Genomic DNA, 14,281 nt, shown 5'->3' with positions numbered 1-14,281 from the left:
ACTCGAGGTCCTGCAGACGATCCGCTCGCAGCTCCTGCGGAGAGTGAGCCGATTCGAGTGCGATCCTCCCCGCATCGCTCGGCGGCGTTGACCGTCTCGAGTGCCGGAGCCGACAGACCGAAGGTGTCCGTAGCGCAACGAGCGATAGATGACGGGACGGCAGTTGCGGTCGTCCGGGGTCGAGTTCGTCGCGGGGCTCCTCGATCGCTACGGGGTGATCGACGCCGAGCGCTTTCGCTCGACGATGGCGCTCGCGTGGCCCCGGATCGTCACCGGCTTCGCGATCATGTCCAAGCAGACGGCCGACCTCGCGATGGTCGGGATCGCGGTCGGGACCGCTGGAACCGCGGGATTAGCGTTCGCGCTCGGCTACTGGCAGATCGTGACGCTACTGGGACTCGGCGTCGCGGGCGGCACCGTGACGCTCGTCTCGCAGAACTACGGCGGCGAGGAGACCGCCCGCGCATCGCTGGCCGTCAATCAGAGCGTCGTCCTGGCGATCGCGCTCTCGGTCCCGATCGCGGGGGCCTTTCTCGCTGTCCCCGAGCGACTGATCGCCCTGCTCGGAGCCGGCCCAGACGCGCTCCGTCACGGCAGCGTCTATCTGGTCTTCGTCGCGCCCGCGGTGGTCTTTGAGTTGCTGAACCTCATCGCCAGTCGGACCTACACGGGCGTCGGCGACACGTTCACGGAGATGATGGCCCGCGCCGGCGGCGCGGTTCTCAACGTCGTCTTCAGCGGCGTGCTCATCTTCGGGTACGGACTGGGCGCTGCCGGTGCGGCGATCGGAACGACGCTCGCGAGCGGGTTCGTGACGCTCGTACTCGCGTGGGGGATGCTCGGCCGGTCGTACGGCCGTCTCGGCATGCAGCCCAGCCCCGTTCCGATCACGCGGTCGGGGCCGTGGTTCGAGCCGACGCTGTTCCGGCAGCTGATCGAAATCGCCACGCCGGAGATCGGTCGACGACTCGCACAGGGAATCGTCGTCTTCCCGTTGCTGTGGATCGCCGCCTCGTTCGGGCCGGTCGTCGTGACGGCCCTCGAGGTCGGACGGCGCGTTCGGGACCTGATCAACAGCGTCAACTGGGGGCTATCGCTGGCCTCGAGTTCGCTCGTCGGACAGCACCTCGGTGCCGGCGACGAGGACGAGGCGGGGGCCTACGGCGCGGGGATTATCAGGCTCTCGGCGCTGTGCTACGCCGGAATCGCGGCGCTGGTTCTGCTCCTCGCACGACCGATCGCGACGGTGTTCGTGACGGCCCCCGACGAGGTCGCGCAGGCCGCCGTCTTCGTCGCCGTCGGTGCCGTCAGCTCGATCGGGTTCGGCATCGACGGGGCCGCCGCGGGGGCGCTGCTGGGTGCCGGCGACACCCGCTGGCCGTTCGTCGCCTCGCTGCTCGGTCGGTACGCCTTCGCTCTCCCGGCGGCCGCGCTAGGACTCGTTACGCCGCTGGGCGTCGACGGTCTCTACCTCGCGCTCTTCCTCGAGACGACGGTTCCGGGCGGGATCAACTACTGGTTGTTCCGAAGCGGCCGGTGGAAAGCCGTGAGCCGACGGTACCGTCCGTCCTCGGATCCCGGCTGAAACTGGCCCACGTCTCGTTCGGGCTTCAGCGCTGCGTGGAGGGCGTCGATTCTGTGAGACGCGGCCACAGCCAACGCGTTTCGCCGGCTTCGTTTTCCGACGCGTCGTCCAGTTCCGACGAACACACCGAGAGCTATCACCCTCGAGCGCTATCGGCTAGCCATGGCTGAACGAGGCGACGAGCCGACGGCTGCGGGAGACGGCGACGATAGCGAGAGGGGGAACATCGGGGTCGGCATCGCAATCGGCATGGGAGTCGGCGTCGCGATCGGCGTCGCAACCGATAACCTGGCGCTGTGGCTCCCCATCGGCGTCGCGATCGGCGTCGGCATCGGTGCGGGACTAAATTGACGATCGTCGCTCATCCTTCGTTCGAGAACCGAACGATCTCCTCCTCCTCGGCGTTGCTCCCTCGCTCCTCGGCGACGACGTACTGGACCTCGACGACCAGCGGTTCGTCGCTGTGCGGTTCGATCTCCTCGTAGAGTCGGTCGGCGAGCCCCGGCATCGTGCCAGGGTCCCGTCCGGTGACCGTGACGACGACCCGTTCGACCGACTGAATCGGGTAGTCGCCGTCGAGTTCGACCGCGACGTCTTCGGTCTCGAGCCCGTCGTATCGGGGCTCCGCGAGCACCGCATCGACCTCGTCCTCGGCCGCCGACTGGAGTTCGGTCGTATGGAAATCCAGCAGGGTGACGCCGGCCAGCGGTGCGGCGAGTACCAGCAGTCCGACGCCGAAGATCGCCGCGTACGTGTAGGTCGGGGTTCGGGTTGGCGACACCTCGAACAGTCCCTGCGGGCGATAGCCGGCGACCCACAGCGTCGCCAGCGCGGCGAGGTTGATCGACAGGAGGTTCACGATCACGAGGACGGCGGCACCGATCGCCGCGCCGGACATCCCCCAAGCGACCGTGATCCCGACCGCGGCCGACGGCGGAATGAGCGCCGCGGCGATCATGACGCCGACGATGGCCTCCGAGAACCCCCGCGTGAGACTCAAGATTCCGGCGATTCCCGCACCCAGCGCGACCGCCAGCGAGAACAGGTTCGGCGCGACCCGCTCCTCGAGTTCGGTGGCGGCGACGATATCGACGCCCGCCGGCTCGAGGCCGGCCAGCCGGGCGAGCGTGGCGAGTCCGATCGAGGCGACGACGACGATCGTGACGCCGACGAGCTGGTAGGTGAAGCCGGTCGACTTGAGTCGACCGTCGCCGGTAACGATGCCGACGTTGGCGGCGAGCGCGGGACCGAGCAGCGGCGCGATGACCATCGCCCCGATCACGACCGCCGGTGAATCGGCCAGCAGCCCGGCGGTGGCGACGACGGCGCTGATGAGCAACATGACGGCATAGATCGGAAACGGGGGCGTGAGTTCGTCGGCCTTCGTGCGTAACACCTGTCTCGAGGTACGCGATCCCATCTGGCCGCCGCGGCTGTACCGGTCCCGGAGCGTCGCGAACTGCTCCGAGATGACCGTCTCGGCGTCGATGACGACGACGCTGGCCTCGTCGCCGATACCGGCTCGCTTCAGCCGATCGAGAATCGGTTCGACGGCCTGCGTCGGGACCGGAAACCGGACCACTGCGGTGTACCCCCGACCGCTGGTCTCGTCGCTGACGACGTAGTTGACTCCTTCGTCCTCGAGGATCTCGAGCACGGCCCGTCGCTTCCCCTCCGGCACCGTGATTTCCAGATACCGCATATTGGGGTCACACGCGACCGCCCGATAGTCCCACGGGCGGCAGTGGACGGGTGCCCGTCAGTCGTCGGTGCCGAGGATCCCGCAGGCGACCGCTTCGGGCTCGACGAGTTCCTCGCCCTCGACCGCGTCGGGATGCAACAGGAGGATCGTATCGTCGGGCATCTCGTCCTCGACGCGAACGCGGCAGTCGAGTACCGTCTCGAGCTCGTCGACGTCGTCGATGTCGAACTCTCGCTCACAGAGCAGTTCGGCGTTGGCCCGTGAGAGAACGAAGACGAGCGCCCCCGGCTCGAGGTGTTCGCTCTCGGCGGCCTCGAGCAAGGTCGCGAGCGAGTCGGAACTGACGGCCTCGAGCGACCGGATCGTCACCCGTTCGGTGTCCGAGCCGGGCGCTTGCTGTGACTGCGTTCGGATGCGGGCGGTCAGTTCCTCGAAGTCGGTTTCAGAGTCGAGGCGTGCTGGCATACTCGCGTTCGGTGACCGCGAGTCTTGACGGTGTGGCCGGCCAGTTCCGGGACTCGATAGATCAGTGATAGCAAAGAAATACGCTCGAAAATGAATCGAACAATTCGGTAACTACGTCTGCTTACCTTATGGCATGACGCCTTCCCAAGGTTCATGTAGATGGAGTGAAGTTATTTAACTGTTGGAATCATGGATTGGGCCTTTCGAATTCGCAAAGACGTTGATCCAAAGATACAGCTTTTGATACTGGTTTTAGCAATTGCGGTTATCGCATCATTGCAGTATTTCAATATACTCTGATTTGGAACCGCTTCTCTGTGGCGACTGGTCTCGGTTTGCACTGACCGAAGTGTGTCTTCCCCGTACTTACCACGATTTCACGCTCAATTCCGAATAAATAACCCGTACTACCAACTACTGCAAAGGCGAGCGTCCTACCTCTACTGGAAACGAGGAATCGCCACGCCCTCCCCAGCCGATTTCTACTCACGGGCCGAAGCCCCGCTCGTATGGTTCGCGGGACCGTCGGTCCCGCGCTAACGTTCGCTCGCAGGCTCACTTACTCATCCCTCGCGCAGCATCGTCGGCCCCCCTTCGCTATCGCTCGAGCAGCCGACAGCGCGCGCCACCGCACGGCAGTTTACCGGTCTGGAGTACTAGCGGAAAGATTGGACTGAACGGTTTCGCCTCGAGTCACGTCTCCTCAGATCGATATCATCGAATTAGACAGTCAATCGAGCCACAACAGCGGTTTTTACGCCGCGGTGGTGTACGAAGCCCGATGTCGACGATAGCCGACCTTCGACTGCCGGCGGCGGAAACGGCGTTGGCGACCGCCTTCGAGCGCGCGCCGGCGGCCACGTTCGAACTCGAGTCCTCGGTGTCGAAGACGCGCCCGTCGCTGTGGGTCGCCGGCGTCGATCGCGAGACGGCCGACGACGCGTTTGTGGCCGACCCCTCGGTCGAGGCCGCCGAACTCCTCGTCGAGACGGACTCGCGGTTGCTGTACGACGTGACCTTCGCGGAGGAGACGGGGACCGAGATCCTCTGGAACGACCTGCTTATCGACGGCGGCTCGCTGCTCGAGGCGCGGGCGACCGACGGCTGGTGGCAAGTGACGGTGCGATACCGCGACCGCGATCGGCTCTGTGAGGCCTACGATCGGCTGGTCGATCGCGGGATCAACGCCGACCTCCGGCGCGTAACCGACGTGACCGACGCCGACGGCCGCGAGACGCGGTTGACGCCCGAACAGCAGGAAGCTCTCGAGGCCGCACTCGAGTACGGCTACTTCGAGATTCCCCGCGGGGTGTCGATGGAGGAGTTGGCCGAGGAGCTCGGAATCTCCCATCAGGCGCTCTCCGAGCGGTTCCGTCGGGCTTACGAGACGCTGGTTGACGCCGAACTCCAGCCCGCAAGTGAGGAGTCACAGCTCGAGTGATCGCCAGTCGACCGTCGATCGGCCGCGACGGACTGCGATCGCGAGGCGGCGGCCGAATGGGAACGCGGCACAATCGTTATTTGGGTGGCTTGCGTTCGGCACCACATGACTAACCTGCTTTCCGACGAGGAGATCGAGACGCAACTCCCCGACGACTGGAATCGCGAGGGCGACGAGATCGTCCGCGTGTACGAGTTCGACGACTACCTTCGCGGCGTCAACTTCGCCCAGATGGTCGGCGAGATCGCCGAAGCGCAGTTCCACCACCCCGAGATCATCATCCGCTACGCCGGCGTCGAGATCCGGCTGACCTCCCACGAGGAAGGCGGTATCACCGAGGACGACATCGAGATGGCGGAACTGATCGAGTCCGAACGCGGCGACTGAAATCGCAGTACCCACGCGATGGACGCCCGCTACGTCTTCCGCATTCGTTTCCGCCTCGAGCCCGCCGGGGAAGACGTCTCCCTCGAGCCGAGCAGCGCCGAGACGACGGTCACGCTCTTTCGCGGGGCCCCGGAGCCGGGTGCCGAGGGCTGGCTGTTTTTCCGCAATACACTGTGGCGCGGCGAGGTATCCGACGAGGACTACGCTCGCCGGCTCGCCGCGGAATGGCTCGGCGTTCCCGAGCGGACCGTCGAATCGGTCGACTTCCGCGAACTCCAGGCCGACGAAGAATACCTCGAGGCGCTGAAATCGGAGACTGCGGCGGATCTCGAGGCGTTCAAGGCCGATAACGTCTCCGAGGTGTTGTCGAAGTATCTGGGCTCGAGCGTTCGAGTGACGGATGCGTCGTGACCGCGCCGTGAGCTGACCGCGTTCCGTCCGGCGCTCGAGAGTCGAGGGTCCCGGGTACTCGTTCCTCCAGTACTCGTTACCCCATCGCGGACTCGTTACCCTACGTCGTCGTGAGTCAGTAGCCGTCGCGTTCGCTCGCCCTCGGGTGGATCGTACGTGACGACCTCGAGGAGGTTACCGTCCGGATCGAGGAAATAGAATCCCTCGAACTCCCCCCAGTCGTACGGTCCTTGCTTCGGGAACTGTCCCTCGAGGTCGTCCAGCAGGGCCTCGTAGGGTTCGCGGTCGGTCGCGAACGCGAGGTGGGCCTTGTCGAGCGGGTGATCGAGCCCGCGCTCGTCCCAGTTCTCGGCGCGGCCGGTTTCAGCCAGCGTCACGACCGTCTCGCCGGCCCGAAACATCGCGTGTGCGCCCTGGAAGTCCTCGGGGGGTCTGACCAGCTCGAGTTCGAGGACATCCCGGTAGAACTCGTAACAGGGCTCGAGCGCGTCGACGTCGACGTTGATGTGATCGACAGCGTTCATGCCAGTGAGTACCACAAGAGGGGACAAGAGGCTAGCCGTGGCAGCAGCGTCGGACCGGCCTCGAGCGAGTCTCGACTGCAGCGGTCCGCGCCGTCCGTCTGCGAGTGAGCCCACCGCGAGCGGGCGGTGATCACCCCCCGTCGGCTCGCGACGCCGATGGCGTCTGCCGCCACTCCGGCTCCTCCCGCGGCGGCGCGAGGATCCCGAGACCGAACGCGTCCTCGCGACTTCGGTTCTCCGCGCCGTGGCGTTCGTCGCTCGCGAATCGGTACGCGTCGCCGGCCGTGAGCGCGTACTCCTCGCCCTCGACCAGCGCGGTGAGTTCCCCCTCGAGGACGAACCCGATCTGTTCGTTGTCGTGTGTGTGGACCGGTAGCGTCGCCCCGGCTTCGATCCGCCAGTAGACCATGCCCGCTCGTTCCCCGGCGGGGAGCGCTGCGAGGTGGACGCCGTCGGCGACCTCCTCGAACGCTGCCCGGTCCGTCGATCGTTTCTCCATGTGAGCAGGCAACACTCCCCACGCCGTCACTGATAAACGTATCGTGAAAACGCTTTAAGCACCTCAGCGGTGTCGATTGTCCTATGTTGGCACACCAATCCGTCCGGCTGTTTCACCTCCCGTTCTCGTTCATGCTGCCCCAGCGGGTGGCGGCCGAACGCGGCTACTTCCGCGATGCGGGGCTCGCGGTCGAACTGGTCGAGCGAGATAGACGCGACGTCGAAATCAAGTATATCCCCGCAGAGGAGACGCTAACGGGCGACTACGACGTGGACCTCTACCCCATCTGCAAGTGGGAGAGCATCCGTCGGACGTGGGAGATGGACGACGGCCGCATCGTCGCGAACGGCACCTTTGCGAACCTTCCGTACACCGTCGTTACGCGACCGGATTCCGCGATCGAGACCCCGGCCGACCTCGCGGGGGTCTCGGTCGGCGTCAACCTGCGGACCGGCCAGGAGTACACCGCGCGAAAGGCCCTCGAGGAACACGTCCCACCCGACGAGATCGACCTCGTCGGCTGCGGAATGCCGACCGATCGGCTGCGGGCCCTTCGCGAGGGACGCGTCGACGCCGTGACGCTCATCGACCCCCACAGCACCCTCGCCGATCACCTCGGCTTCCGGCGACTCCTCGAGTACGACAACCACATGGGGATCGTCGGCAGCGCCGAGATCGACCGCGACCTGCTCGAGGCGTTCCTGCGAGCCTACGGCCGCGCGGTCGACGACATCAACGCCGATCCCGACGCCTTCCGCGGGACGTATCTGGAGTTGCTCGAGGCCGACGCGGCGGTCGCGCCCGACCTGTTCGACGAGGTCGATATCGACGCCGTCCGCGAAGAGATCGCCGTGCCCGAGTACGAGGTTCCCGAGCCCGCCGACCGTTCGGAACTCGACGACCACCTCGAGTGGATGCAGACCCGCGGCTTGATCGGCGAGGACGCGACGATAGACGACATCGTCGCGCCGTTATGATCGGTTCCGAAACTCCCCAGAAACACCCACATTCACAACCGACCTATGACCGACATCGACATCAGTTCCCAACAGGCCGCGATCGACGAGTTCCAGGGCGACCCCGGTGACCGCCCCGTCTTGCGGGCACGATTCGAACACAACGGCAGCCCGCGGTACATGCTCTATACGATCAAACGGTTCGGCTACGACCACGACCACGGCTTTCACCTCGACCTGCAACTCGTCTCCGACGAACTCGAGGCGGGCCGCGAGACCGTCGAGGCGAAACTGCAGGACGGCGACGCCGACCTGATCGACATCGACTACATCTCGACGGCCCGCGAGCGCGCCGACGGCGCGCCGATCGTCGCCTTCCACCCCTACGGCCAGACCGTCGGCGGCCTGGTCGTCCCCGACGACTCACCGATCGACGGGCTCGCGGACCTCTCGGGCCACCGGATCGGCGTCGTCAGACGCCTCGACAAGAACTGGATCCTCGTCCGGGCGGCCTGCCGGGAGTTCCACGGCTTCGACCCCGACGAGACGGCCACGCCGATCGAAGCCGGCTCGAAGGTCGAGCTCACCCGGCTCCTGGAGGACGGCGAGGTCGACGCGATCCTCCAGTTCTGGCAGATTATCCCTGAGATCGTCGAGACCGGCCCCTACCGCGAGGTACTGCCGATGTCGCGGCTGGTAGACCGCCTCGCGGACGCCGGTACCGATACCGACACCGATGGTGATGGCGATGACGATCGGCCGATTCCGGTCTCGACGTTCCTGACGAGCGAAGGGTATCTGGCCGACCACACCGATGCTGTCCGCGGGTTTCAGGGCGCGTTTCAGGACGCCGTCGAGCGACTGCAACGCGACGACGACCTCTGGGACGAGATCGGCGCGCGACTCATGTACGAGGACGATCCCGCGGTCATCCGAGCCGTCCGCGATCGGTGGCGGGAGATGGTCGTTTCCGACTGGGACGAGTCGACGGTCGAGGGGATGGAGCGGCTGTTCGACGACCTGCGCGCGGTCGCCGGCGCGGACGCGCTCGGCGTCGACGAACTCCCGGACGGACTGTTCCGGCCGAGCCTCGAGGTGGACGCATGACCGCGACGGACAGCGAGCCCATTTCGTTCCAGCTCAACTGGGAACCCAACGGTTTCCAGTCGCCGTACTTCCTCGCCCGCGAAGCGGGGTTCTACGAGTCCGAGGGCCTCGAGATCGAGTTCGTCGAGGGACACGGCTCGCCGTTCGCGGTCGAACGCGCCGCTCGCGGCGATAGCGATATCGCGCTCGCCGGCGCGAGCGCCGTGTTGGCGAAACAGAGCGAAGGCTTCGAGCCGCTCGCGGTCGCGGCGGTGACCCAGAAGACGCCGGCGGCCGTCTACACGCTGCGGGACGTCTTCGGTGAGGAGCTCTCCGAACCCGAACAACTCGCGGGCCGAACGGTTGCGCCGTCCGCCACGAAGACGCGGATTCTCACCGCTCAGTTGCTCGCGAACGCGGGCATCCGCGACGAGGTCGACCTCCTCGAGGTCGATCCGCACACGCACCACCGCGTCCAGCACAAGGTGATCGACGGGGCGGTCGACGCGGCGGTCGGCGTGGTCACGAACGGAATCGAGATCGGTCGGGAGCACGATCGGACGGCCGACGAACTCCCGATCGGCGACTACCTGGACATCTACGGGATGACGCTCGTCACCGGCCCCGAGTTCGCGGACGAGAATCCGGAAACGATTCGGTCGTTCCTGCGGGCGACCGCGCGCGGCTGGGCCGCCGCGACGCGCGACCCCGAGCGCGCGATCGACGCCCTCGTCGACCGGAACGCCACGCTTGAGCGCAACCGGGAGATCGAACGGCGCAAGTTCGAAACCGCCGCGAATCGGCTGCAGTTCACGCCGTACGTGACAGAATACGGCTGGGGTGCGCAGGACTCGGCCCGGTGGCGGCGACTCGGGGAGACGCTCTCGGAGACGGCGCTGCTCGAGGGAGCGATCGATCCGGACGCGGTGTGGACCGACGAGTTCCGGCCAGACGACGAGCCGATCGTCGCCGAGTACGCCGATCGGGTTCGGCCGACGGCGGAGTGATCGCGCTGGCGATAGTCGTCTCGAGCCGTCGCGTTCCCCGCCATCGGCCCTTTTGCGACGGTCGACAGGCATTTACTGGAGAACCCCGTACGTCTGTGTCCGAATGGCCCTCGAGCAATCCGAGTACGACTTCTGGCTGCTGGACCTCGACGGGACCCTCGTCGACGTCGAGTGGTCCTACACCCGCGAGGTGTTCGACCGGGTCGGCGACCGGCTGGGGCGGGAGTTCACCGACCGGGAGGCCGACATCCTCTGGAGCGGTCTGACCGGCTCCCGGGACCGCCAGCTCGAGGAGTGGGGGGTCGATCCGCAGGCGTTCTGGGAGGTCTTCCACGACGAGGAGGATCCGCTGGTGCGGGCCGAACAGACCTACCTCCACGAGGACGCCGCGTTCGTCGCCGACCTCGAGGCACCGGTCGGGCTGGTCACGCACTGTCAGGAGTTCCTCGCCGAGCCCGTGCTGGACCACGTCGGAATCCGCGACTGGTTCGACGCGCGCCTGTGCTGTACCGAGGAAACCGGCTGGAAGCCCGACCCGGACCCCGTCGAACGCGTCATGACCGATCTGGGCGTCGGCCACAACGGCCACCGCGGTGTACTCGCGGGCGACGGCGCCTGCGATGTCGGCGCGGCCTGGAACGCCGGACTCGACGCGATCCACGTCGAACGCGTCGGCCACGAGCGGCGGGGCCGGTGCGTGCTCGGCGATCACCGCGTCCGCTCGTTCGACGAACTGGGGTTCGACGGATCGCATCGATCGGCGACCGACTGACGTTTCAAGGCGAGTTCCCTTTTCGGTGGGCGTCCGAGAGGACGTATGGAAATTAATCGCACAGATCGCGCGATCCCCTCTCTCCTGCAGGCGGAGAGTCGAGCGGATTTCACGCGTGTCGAGAGCGACGGCCGGATCACGCTCGGGACCGGCAGAGAGGGGGCCGGTGAGACCACAAAGAATTCAACGGTCCAGTTGGAGACGGATTTACGATGAAGTACTGCCTCGACTGCGACTGGTATCTGAACGCCGCCAGCGAACCGTCACAGCGCGACCGCTCGCGGGCGGCGATCGAGCACCACGTCGAGACGGGACACGCGATCGACTCGAGCGAATCGGTCGTGCGTCCGACAATTCCCGACGTCACCGGCGAGATATTCGTTCGCGACCTCGTTCCCTCGAGCGACTGACTATCAGGTCGCCGGCGTCTCGACTCGGCTCACCCGTAGTGTTTCTCGAGGTAGTCGACGATCTCGTCGCTCTCGTAGCGCGATTCCTCGCGGTCGGTGTCGACGAGGAACGGAATCGCGTCCTCGCCACCCAGATCGATCATCGCCTGCTGGGTCCACTCGTTGAGCACCTCGCCGTCGTCACCGGGTCGGCGTGGATTGTGAATCACGTACGAGACGCCGAGGGCCGTCAGTTTCTCGCGGACGTCAGCACTATGCGGACAGCCTTCCGCCTGGTAGAGTTCGAGCATTCCATGCACGCCGACCACATCGATCCTCGTAAACGTTGGCCGTACACCCCGACGCCGATCGTCCCACCGGGGCAATCTCCGGCGAACAATGGGTTTGCATTCACGCAATCTTACCATTATATCGACAGGAAAGCTTATGCCGGGATACTCGGGTTATCGAGCATGGCACGCGACACGCCGATACGAAATCGAACTGACTCTACCGCGAACGATGCTCAACTGCCAAATCTCGTGACGATCGTCGGTCGAGGCGTCCCCTCGAACTACGAGATCGCCGTCGACGGCGACCTCGAGATGCTGGCGGACGATCCGATGGCTGAGGGAACCGTCCTCTCGGGGAGCGTCGCGGAGGGGGCAATAGACGTCGGCGTCCAGCGGTTTCGCTTCTCCGGCGAGATGGCGAACGTCCGACTCGTCGACTGGAACGGCAACGAAGCGCCCGACTCCGCGAGCGTCCCGACGGTCCACGTCGAGTACGGCGCACCGAATCGATAACGGGGTGGTATCTCCCGATGGGAGGCGGTTCGGGTAGGGGGTTTCGCAGACGCTGTCGAGTGACCGACGCTATAGTACCAACGGAAACGAGTTACACACCGATCGTACAGCAGTCGTGCGATCGGTGTGCAATGACTTCAGTGGCTACTATCGTCCGACGGAGACTACGTTGAACCGAAAAACGGACTCGAGAGCGATAGAACTTCGCCGCGTCGTCAGTCGTCGTCGGTCGCGCCGAGACTCGCGTCGCCGGTCGTCGCGTCACCGGTCGTCGTGTCGCCGGTGACGACGGCAGCCATCGATGGCGGCGCGATCGGCCCGTCGTTCGCGCCGAACTCCGGATCGAACAGTTGGAGCGCGGTATGGATGGTGCTCCAGTCGTCTTCCGCCGCCGCCTCCCGCAGGCTCTTGGTCGGCGGTGCGAGCAACTGATTGACCAGCGAGTCGGCCATCGCCTCGACGACGTCGCGTTGCTCGTCGGACACCTCGTCGGCCTCGAGTTGCGAGAGGGCCGTCTCGACCTCCCGTTCCTTGATCCGCTCGGCGGACTCGTACATGGCGGCGATGGCCTCGTCGGCGCGGGCGCGCTTGTACTGCTCCGTGAGCAGGTCGAACTCCCGATCGATCATCGATTCGACCTCTCGAGCCGCGTCGGCTCGCTGGTCGCGGGTCTCCGCGGTGATCGACTCGAGGTCGTCCAGATCGAAGATCCGCACCGCGGGCAGTGCGGCGGTCGCCGGTGCAACATCGCGAGGCTGCCCGAGATCGACGATCACCTGTTCATTCGCCTGCCCCTCGAAATGTCGGGGCTCGAGTATCGGATCCTCGCTTCCGGTCGCCGTGACGACGACGTCGGCGCGGGTCGCGACGGTATCGAGCGCCTCGAGCGGCGCGGCGGTGGCGTCGGTCTCGTCCGCGATGTCGTCGACGAGGTGGGCGGCGTGGGCGACGGTCCGGTTGGCGACGACGAGTTCGTCGACGCTGGCGGCCGCGAGACTGCGAGCGGCGAGTTGTCCCATCTCGCCGGCCCCAACGACCAGCGCGGTCGCTCCCTCGAGCGGAATCTCCCGGGCGGCCCGTCGCGTCGCGGCCGAGCCCAGCGAGACGACACCCTCGTTGATCGCCGTCTCGGTGCGGGCGCGCTCGCCGACGTGGATGGCCTTCGTGACGGCGGCCTCGAGCATCGAGCCGATGCCGCCGGCGTCGCGGGCGTCCTCGTAGGCGGTCCGAACTTGGCCGATGATCTGGTCCTCGCCGAGGATCACCGACTCGAGGCCGGCGGCGACCCGCAGCAGGTGACGCAGGCTCTCGTCGTGGTCGGTGGTGACGACGGCCTCGTCGTCGATTCCGGAAAAGAATTCCGCGAGTGCGGCCCGGCCGACCGCGTGGTCGGACCCGACGACGTACGCCTCCACTCTGTTACACGTCGAGAGGACGTACGCCTCTTCGATGTCGGGGACGGTCAGCAACTCCGTTACGGCGGCCTCCTGACTCTCGGGGCTCGCGACGGCGAGCTGATCGACGCCGCCGCTTCTGTGTGTAACTCGCGCCGCGGTGACGACTCCAGTCGACATCACGGCTTCTCACCCCCAGCAGACAGTTCTTCGCCGAGCACGTCCTCGATCACTTGCGGACAGTTGGAAGTACCCGTACGTAAAGCTGTCCAAAGATCCGGAGAATTGACGACGTCGGTGACGACCCGTCGGCGTCGGTCAGCCGGCACGTCGCGTGCCTTGAGTTCCTCGCGGAGCGCCGCACAGACCCGAGCCATCTCGCCGGCCCCGTCGAGGGTCTCCTCGAGCTCCTGCCGAAGGTACTTGCTCAGCGCGGGTGCCGTCCCGCCGGTCGCGATCGCGACGGTTACCGGCTCCTCGCGGACTGTCGCGGGAACGACGACGCTGCCGGGATCGCGTTCGCCCGATCGATCCGCCCGATTGACGAGGACCCCTCGCTCGTGGGCCGCGTCGGCGACGGCCTCGTTGATCCCCTCGTCGTCCGTCGCCGCGACGACCAGGGCGGGCGCGGCGCGCTCGAGCCACCCCGCGATTTCGTCGGGACCGGGCGCGGCGCGGATCAGCTCGGCTCCGCCGAAGTCCCGGTCGGCGAACGCCGGGCTGACGACGAGTACCCGCGCTTCGCGGGCGAACCGTCGGGCCTTCCGGGCACCGACGTGGCCGCCGCCGAAGACGAGCACCGTCGCATCCGTGAAATCGTGCAGGAGTGGAATCATTGGTGTAGTTCGGGCATGAAT

At 66.2% G+C, this 14,281-nt stretch carries 19 protein-coding genes; 12 read left to right on the top strand and 7 right to left on the bottom strand.

Features of this window, described 5'->3' with window-relative positions; translation table 11 throughout:
* The first annotated feature begins 148 nt into the window (after positions 1–148).
* Together LDH74_RS13305 and LDH74_RS13300 are read left to right on the top strand one after the other, a co-directional pair.
* A complete protein-coding gene (locus LDH74_RS13305; RefSeq protein WP_226039201.1) occupies positions 149–1,585 on the top strand; it encodes an MATE family efflux transporter in 1,437 nt (478 codons plus the stop codon).
* A 162-nt stretch (positions 1,586–1,747) separates the two neighbouring features.
* Positions 1,748–1,936, top strand: coding sequence for a hypothetical protein (locus LDH74_RS13300; RefSeq protein WP_226039200.1), 189 nt, complete (start codon positions 1,748–1,750; stop codon positions 1,934–1,936).
* Positions 1,937–1,946: 10 nt separating this feature from the next.
* Here the strand turns inward: LDH74_RS13300 and LDH74_RS13295 are convergent, their stop codons facing one another.
* Both LDH74_RS13295 and LDH74_RS13290 read right to left on the bottom strand, forming a co-directional pair.
* A complete protein-coding gene (locus LDH74_RS13295; protein WP_226039199.1) occupies positions 1,947–3,287 on the bottom strand; it encodes a TIGR00341 family protein in 1,341 nt (446 codons plus the stop codon).
* Between the two features lie 57 nt (positions 3,288–3,344).
* Positions 3,345–3,752: a hypothetical protein gene (locus tag LDH74_RS13290; protein WP_226039198.1), complete on the bottom strand. Its 408-nt coding sequence runs from the start codon at positions 3,750–3,752 to the stop codon at positions 3,345–3,347.
* Positions 3,753–4,533: 781 nt separating this feature from the next.
* Here LDH74_RS13290 and LDH74_RS13285 point away from each other — a divergent pair.
* The 3 genes from LDH74_RS13285 to lwrS all read left to right on the top strand — a co-directional run bounded on the left by LDH74_RS13285 (position 4,534) and on the right by lwrS (position 5,991).
* Positions 4,534–5,193: a helix-turn-helix domain-containing protein gene (locus LDH74_RS13285; RefSeq protein WP_226039197.1), complete on the top strand. Its 660-nt coding sequence runs from the start codon at positions 4,534–4,536 to the stop codon at positions 5,191–5,193.
* 105 nt (positions 5,194–5,298) lie between these two features.
* Positions 5,299–5,580 carry a 4a-hydroxytetrahydrobiopterin dehydratase gene (locus tag LDH74_RS13280; RefSeq protein WP_226039196.1) on the top strand — a complete coding sequence of 94 codons (282 nt, stop codon included), beginning with the start codon at positions 5,299–5,301 and terminating at the stop codon, positions 5,578–5,580.
* 18 nt (positions 5,581–5,598) lie between these two features.
* The gene (gene lwrS / locus LDH74_RS13275; RefSeq protein ID WP_226039195.1) at positions 5,599–5,991 is read left to right on the top strand and encodes an LWR-salt protein; all 393 of its coding nucleotides are present in this window, start codon (positions 5,599–5,601) and stop codon (positions 5,989–5,991) included.
* A 95-nt stretch (positions 5,992–6,086) separates the two neighbouring features.
* On the opposite strand, the gene LDH74_RS13270 is transcribed toward lwrS, so the two are convergent.
* A complete protein-coding gene (locus tag LDH74_RS13270) occupies positions 6,087–6,515 on the bottom strand; it encodes a VOC family protein (protein WP_226039194.1) in 429 nt (142 codons plus the stop codon).
* A gap of 130 nt (positions 6,516–6,645) precedes the next feature.
* Positions 6,646–7,014: a cupin domain-containing protein gene (locus LDH74_RS13265; RefSeq protein WP_226039193.1), complete on the bottom strand. Its 369-nt coding sequence runs from the start codon at positions 7,012–7,014 to the stop codon at positions 6,646–6,648.
* An 83-nt stretch (positions 7,015–7,097) separates the two neighbouring features.
* Between LDH74_RS13265 and LDH74_RS13260 the strand changes: the two genes are divergently transcribed.
* From LDH74_RS13260 to LDH74_RS13235, 6 genes are all read left to right on the top strand, one after another.
* Positions 7,098–7,991, top strand: a complete 894-nt coding sequence (locus LDH74_RS13260; protein ID WP_226039192.1) for an ABC transporter substrate-binding protein — start codon at positions 7,098–7,100, stop codon at positions 7,989–7,991.
* A 45-nt stretch (positions 7,992–8,036) separates the two neighbouring features.
* On the top strand, positions 8,037–9,077 hold the full coding sequence (locus LDH74_RS13255) for an ABC transporter substrate-binding protein (protein ID WP_226039191.1): 1,041 nt from the start codon (positions 8,037–8,039) through the stop codon (positions 9,075–9,077).
* Complete coding sequence (locus LDH74_RS13250) at positions 9,074–10,063, top strand: ABC transporter substrate-binding protein (protein ID WP_226039190.1); 990 nt, start codon at positions 9,074–9,076, stop codon at positions 10,061–10,063. The genes LDH74_RS13255 and LDH74_RS13250 overlap by 4 nt, the downstream gene beginning before the upstream one ends.
* A gap of 103 nt (positions 10,064–10,166) precedes the next feature.
* Positions 10,167–10,835, top strand: a complete 669-nt coding sequence (locus LDH74_RS13245; RefSeq protein ID WP_226039189.1) for an HAD family hydrolase — start codon at positions 10,167–10,169, stop codon at positions 10,833–10,835.
* Positions 10,836–10,880: 45 nt separating this feature from the next.
* The gene (locus LDH74_RS13240; protein WP_226039188.1) at positions 10,881–11,051 is read left to right on the top strand and encodes a hypothetical protein; all 171 of its coding nucleotides are present in this window, start codon (positions 10,881–10,883) and stop codon (positions 11,049–11,051) included.
* Complete coding sequence (locus tag LDH74_RS13235) at positions 11,048–11,245, top strand: hypothetical protein (RefSeq protein WP_226039187.1); 198 nt, start codon at positions 11,048–11,050, stop codon at positions 11,243–11,245. The genes LDH74_RS13240 and LDH74_RS13235 overlap by 4 nt, the downstream gene beginning before the upstream one ends.
* A gap of 29 nt (positions 11,246–11,274) precedes the next feature.
* On the opposite strand, the gene LDH74_RS13230 is transcribed toward LDH74_RS13235, so the two are convergent.
* Positions 11,275–11,535 (bottom strand): glutathione S-transferase N-terminal domain-containing protein, encoded by a 261-nt coding sequence (locus tag LDH74_RS13230; protein WP_226039186.1) that lies wholly within the window; start codon positions 11,533–11,535, stop codon positions 11,275–11,277.
* Positions 11,536–11,697: 162 nt separating this feature from the next.
* Between LDH74_RS13230 and LDH74_RS13225 the strand changes: the two genes are divergently transcribed.
* A complete protein-coding gene (locus LDH74_RS13225; RefSeq protein WP_226039185.1) occupies positions 11,698–12,030 on the top strand; it encodes a hypothetical protein in 333 nt (110 codons plus the stop codon).
* Positions 12,031–12,245: 215 nt separating this feature from the next.
* On the opposite strand, the gene hemA is transcribed toward LDH74_RS13225, so the two are convergent.
* Both hemA and LDH74_RS13215 read right to left on the bottom strand, forming a co-directional pair.
* The gene (gene hemA / locus LDH74_RS13220; protein ID WP_226039184.1) at positions 12,246–13,604 is read right to left on the bottom strand and encodes a glutamyl-tRNA reductase; all 1,359 of its coding nucleotides are present in this window, start codon (positions 13,602–13,604) and stop codon (positions 12,246–12,248) included.
* Positions 13,604–14,260: a bifunctional precorrin-2 dehydrogenase/sirohydrochlorin ferrochelatase gene (locus tag LDH74_RS13215; protein WP_226039183.1), complete on the bottom strand. Its 657-nt coding sequence runs from the start codon at positions 14,258–14,260 to the stop codon at positions 13,604–13,606. Before LDH74_RS13215 ends, hemA begins: the two co-directional genes overlap by 1 nt.
* Positions 14,261–14,281 lie beyond the last annotated feature (21 nt).

Origin of the sequence: Natrinema sp. DC36 (genome assembly GCF_020405225.1) — an archaeon.
Lineage (GTDB): Archaea > Halobacteriota > Halobacteria > Halobacteriales > Natrialbaceae > Natrinema.
Note: the sequence above shows the minus strand (reverse complement) of the source record. Positions and strands in the feature narration are given on the sequence as shown.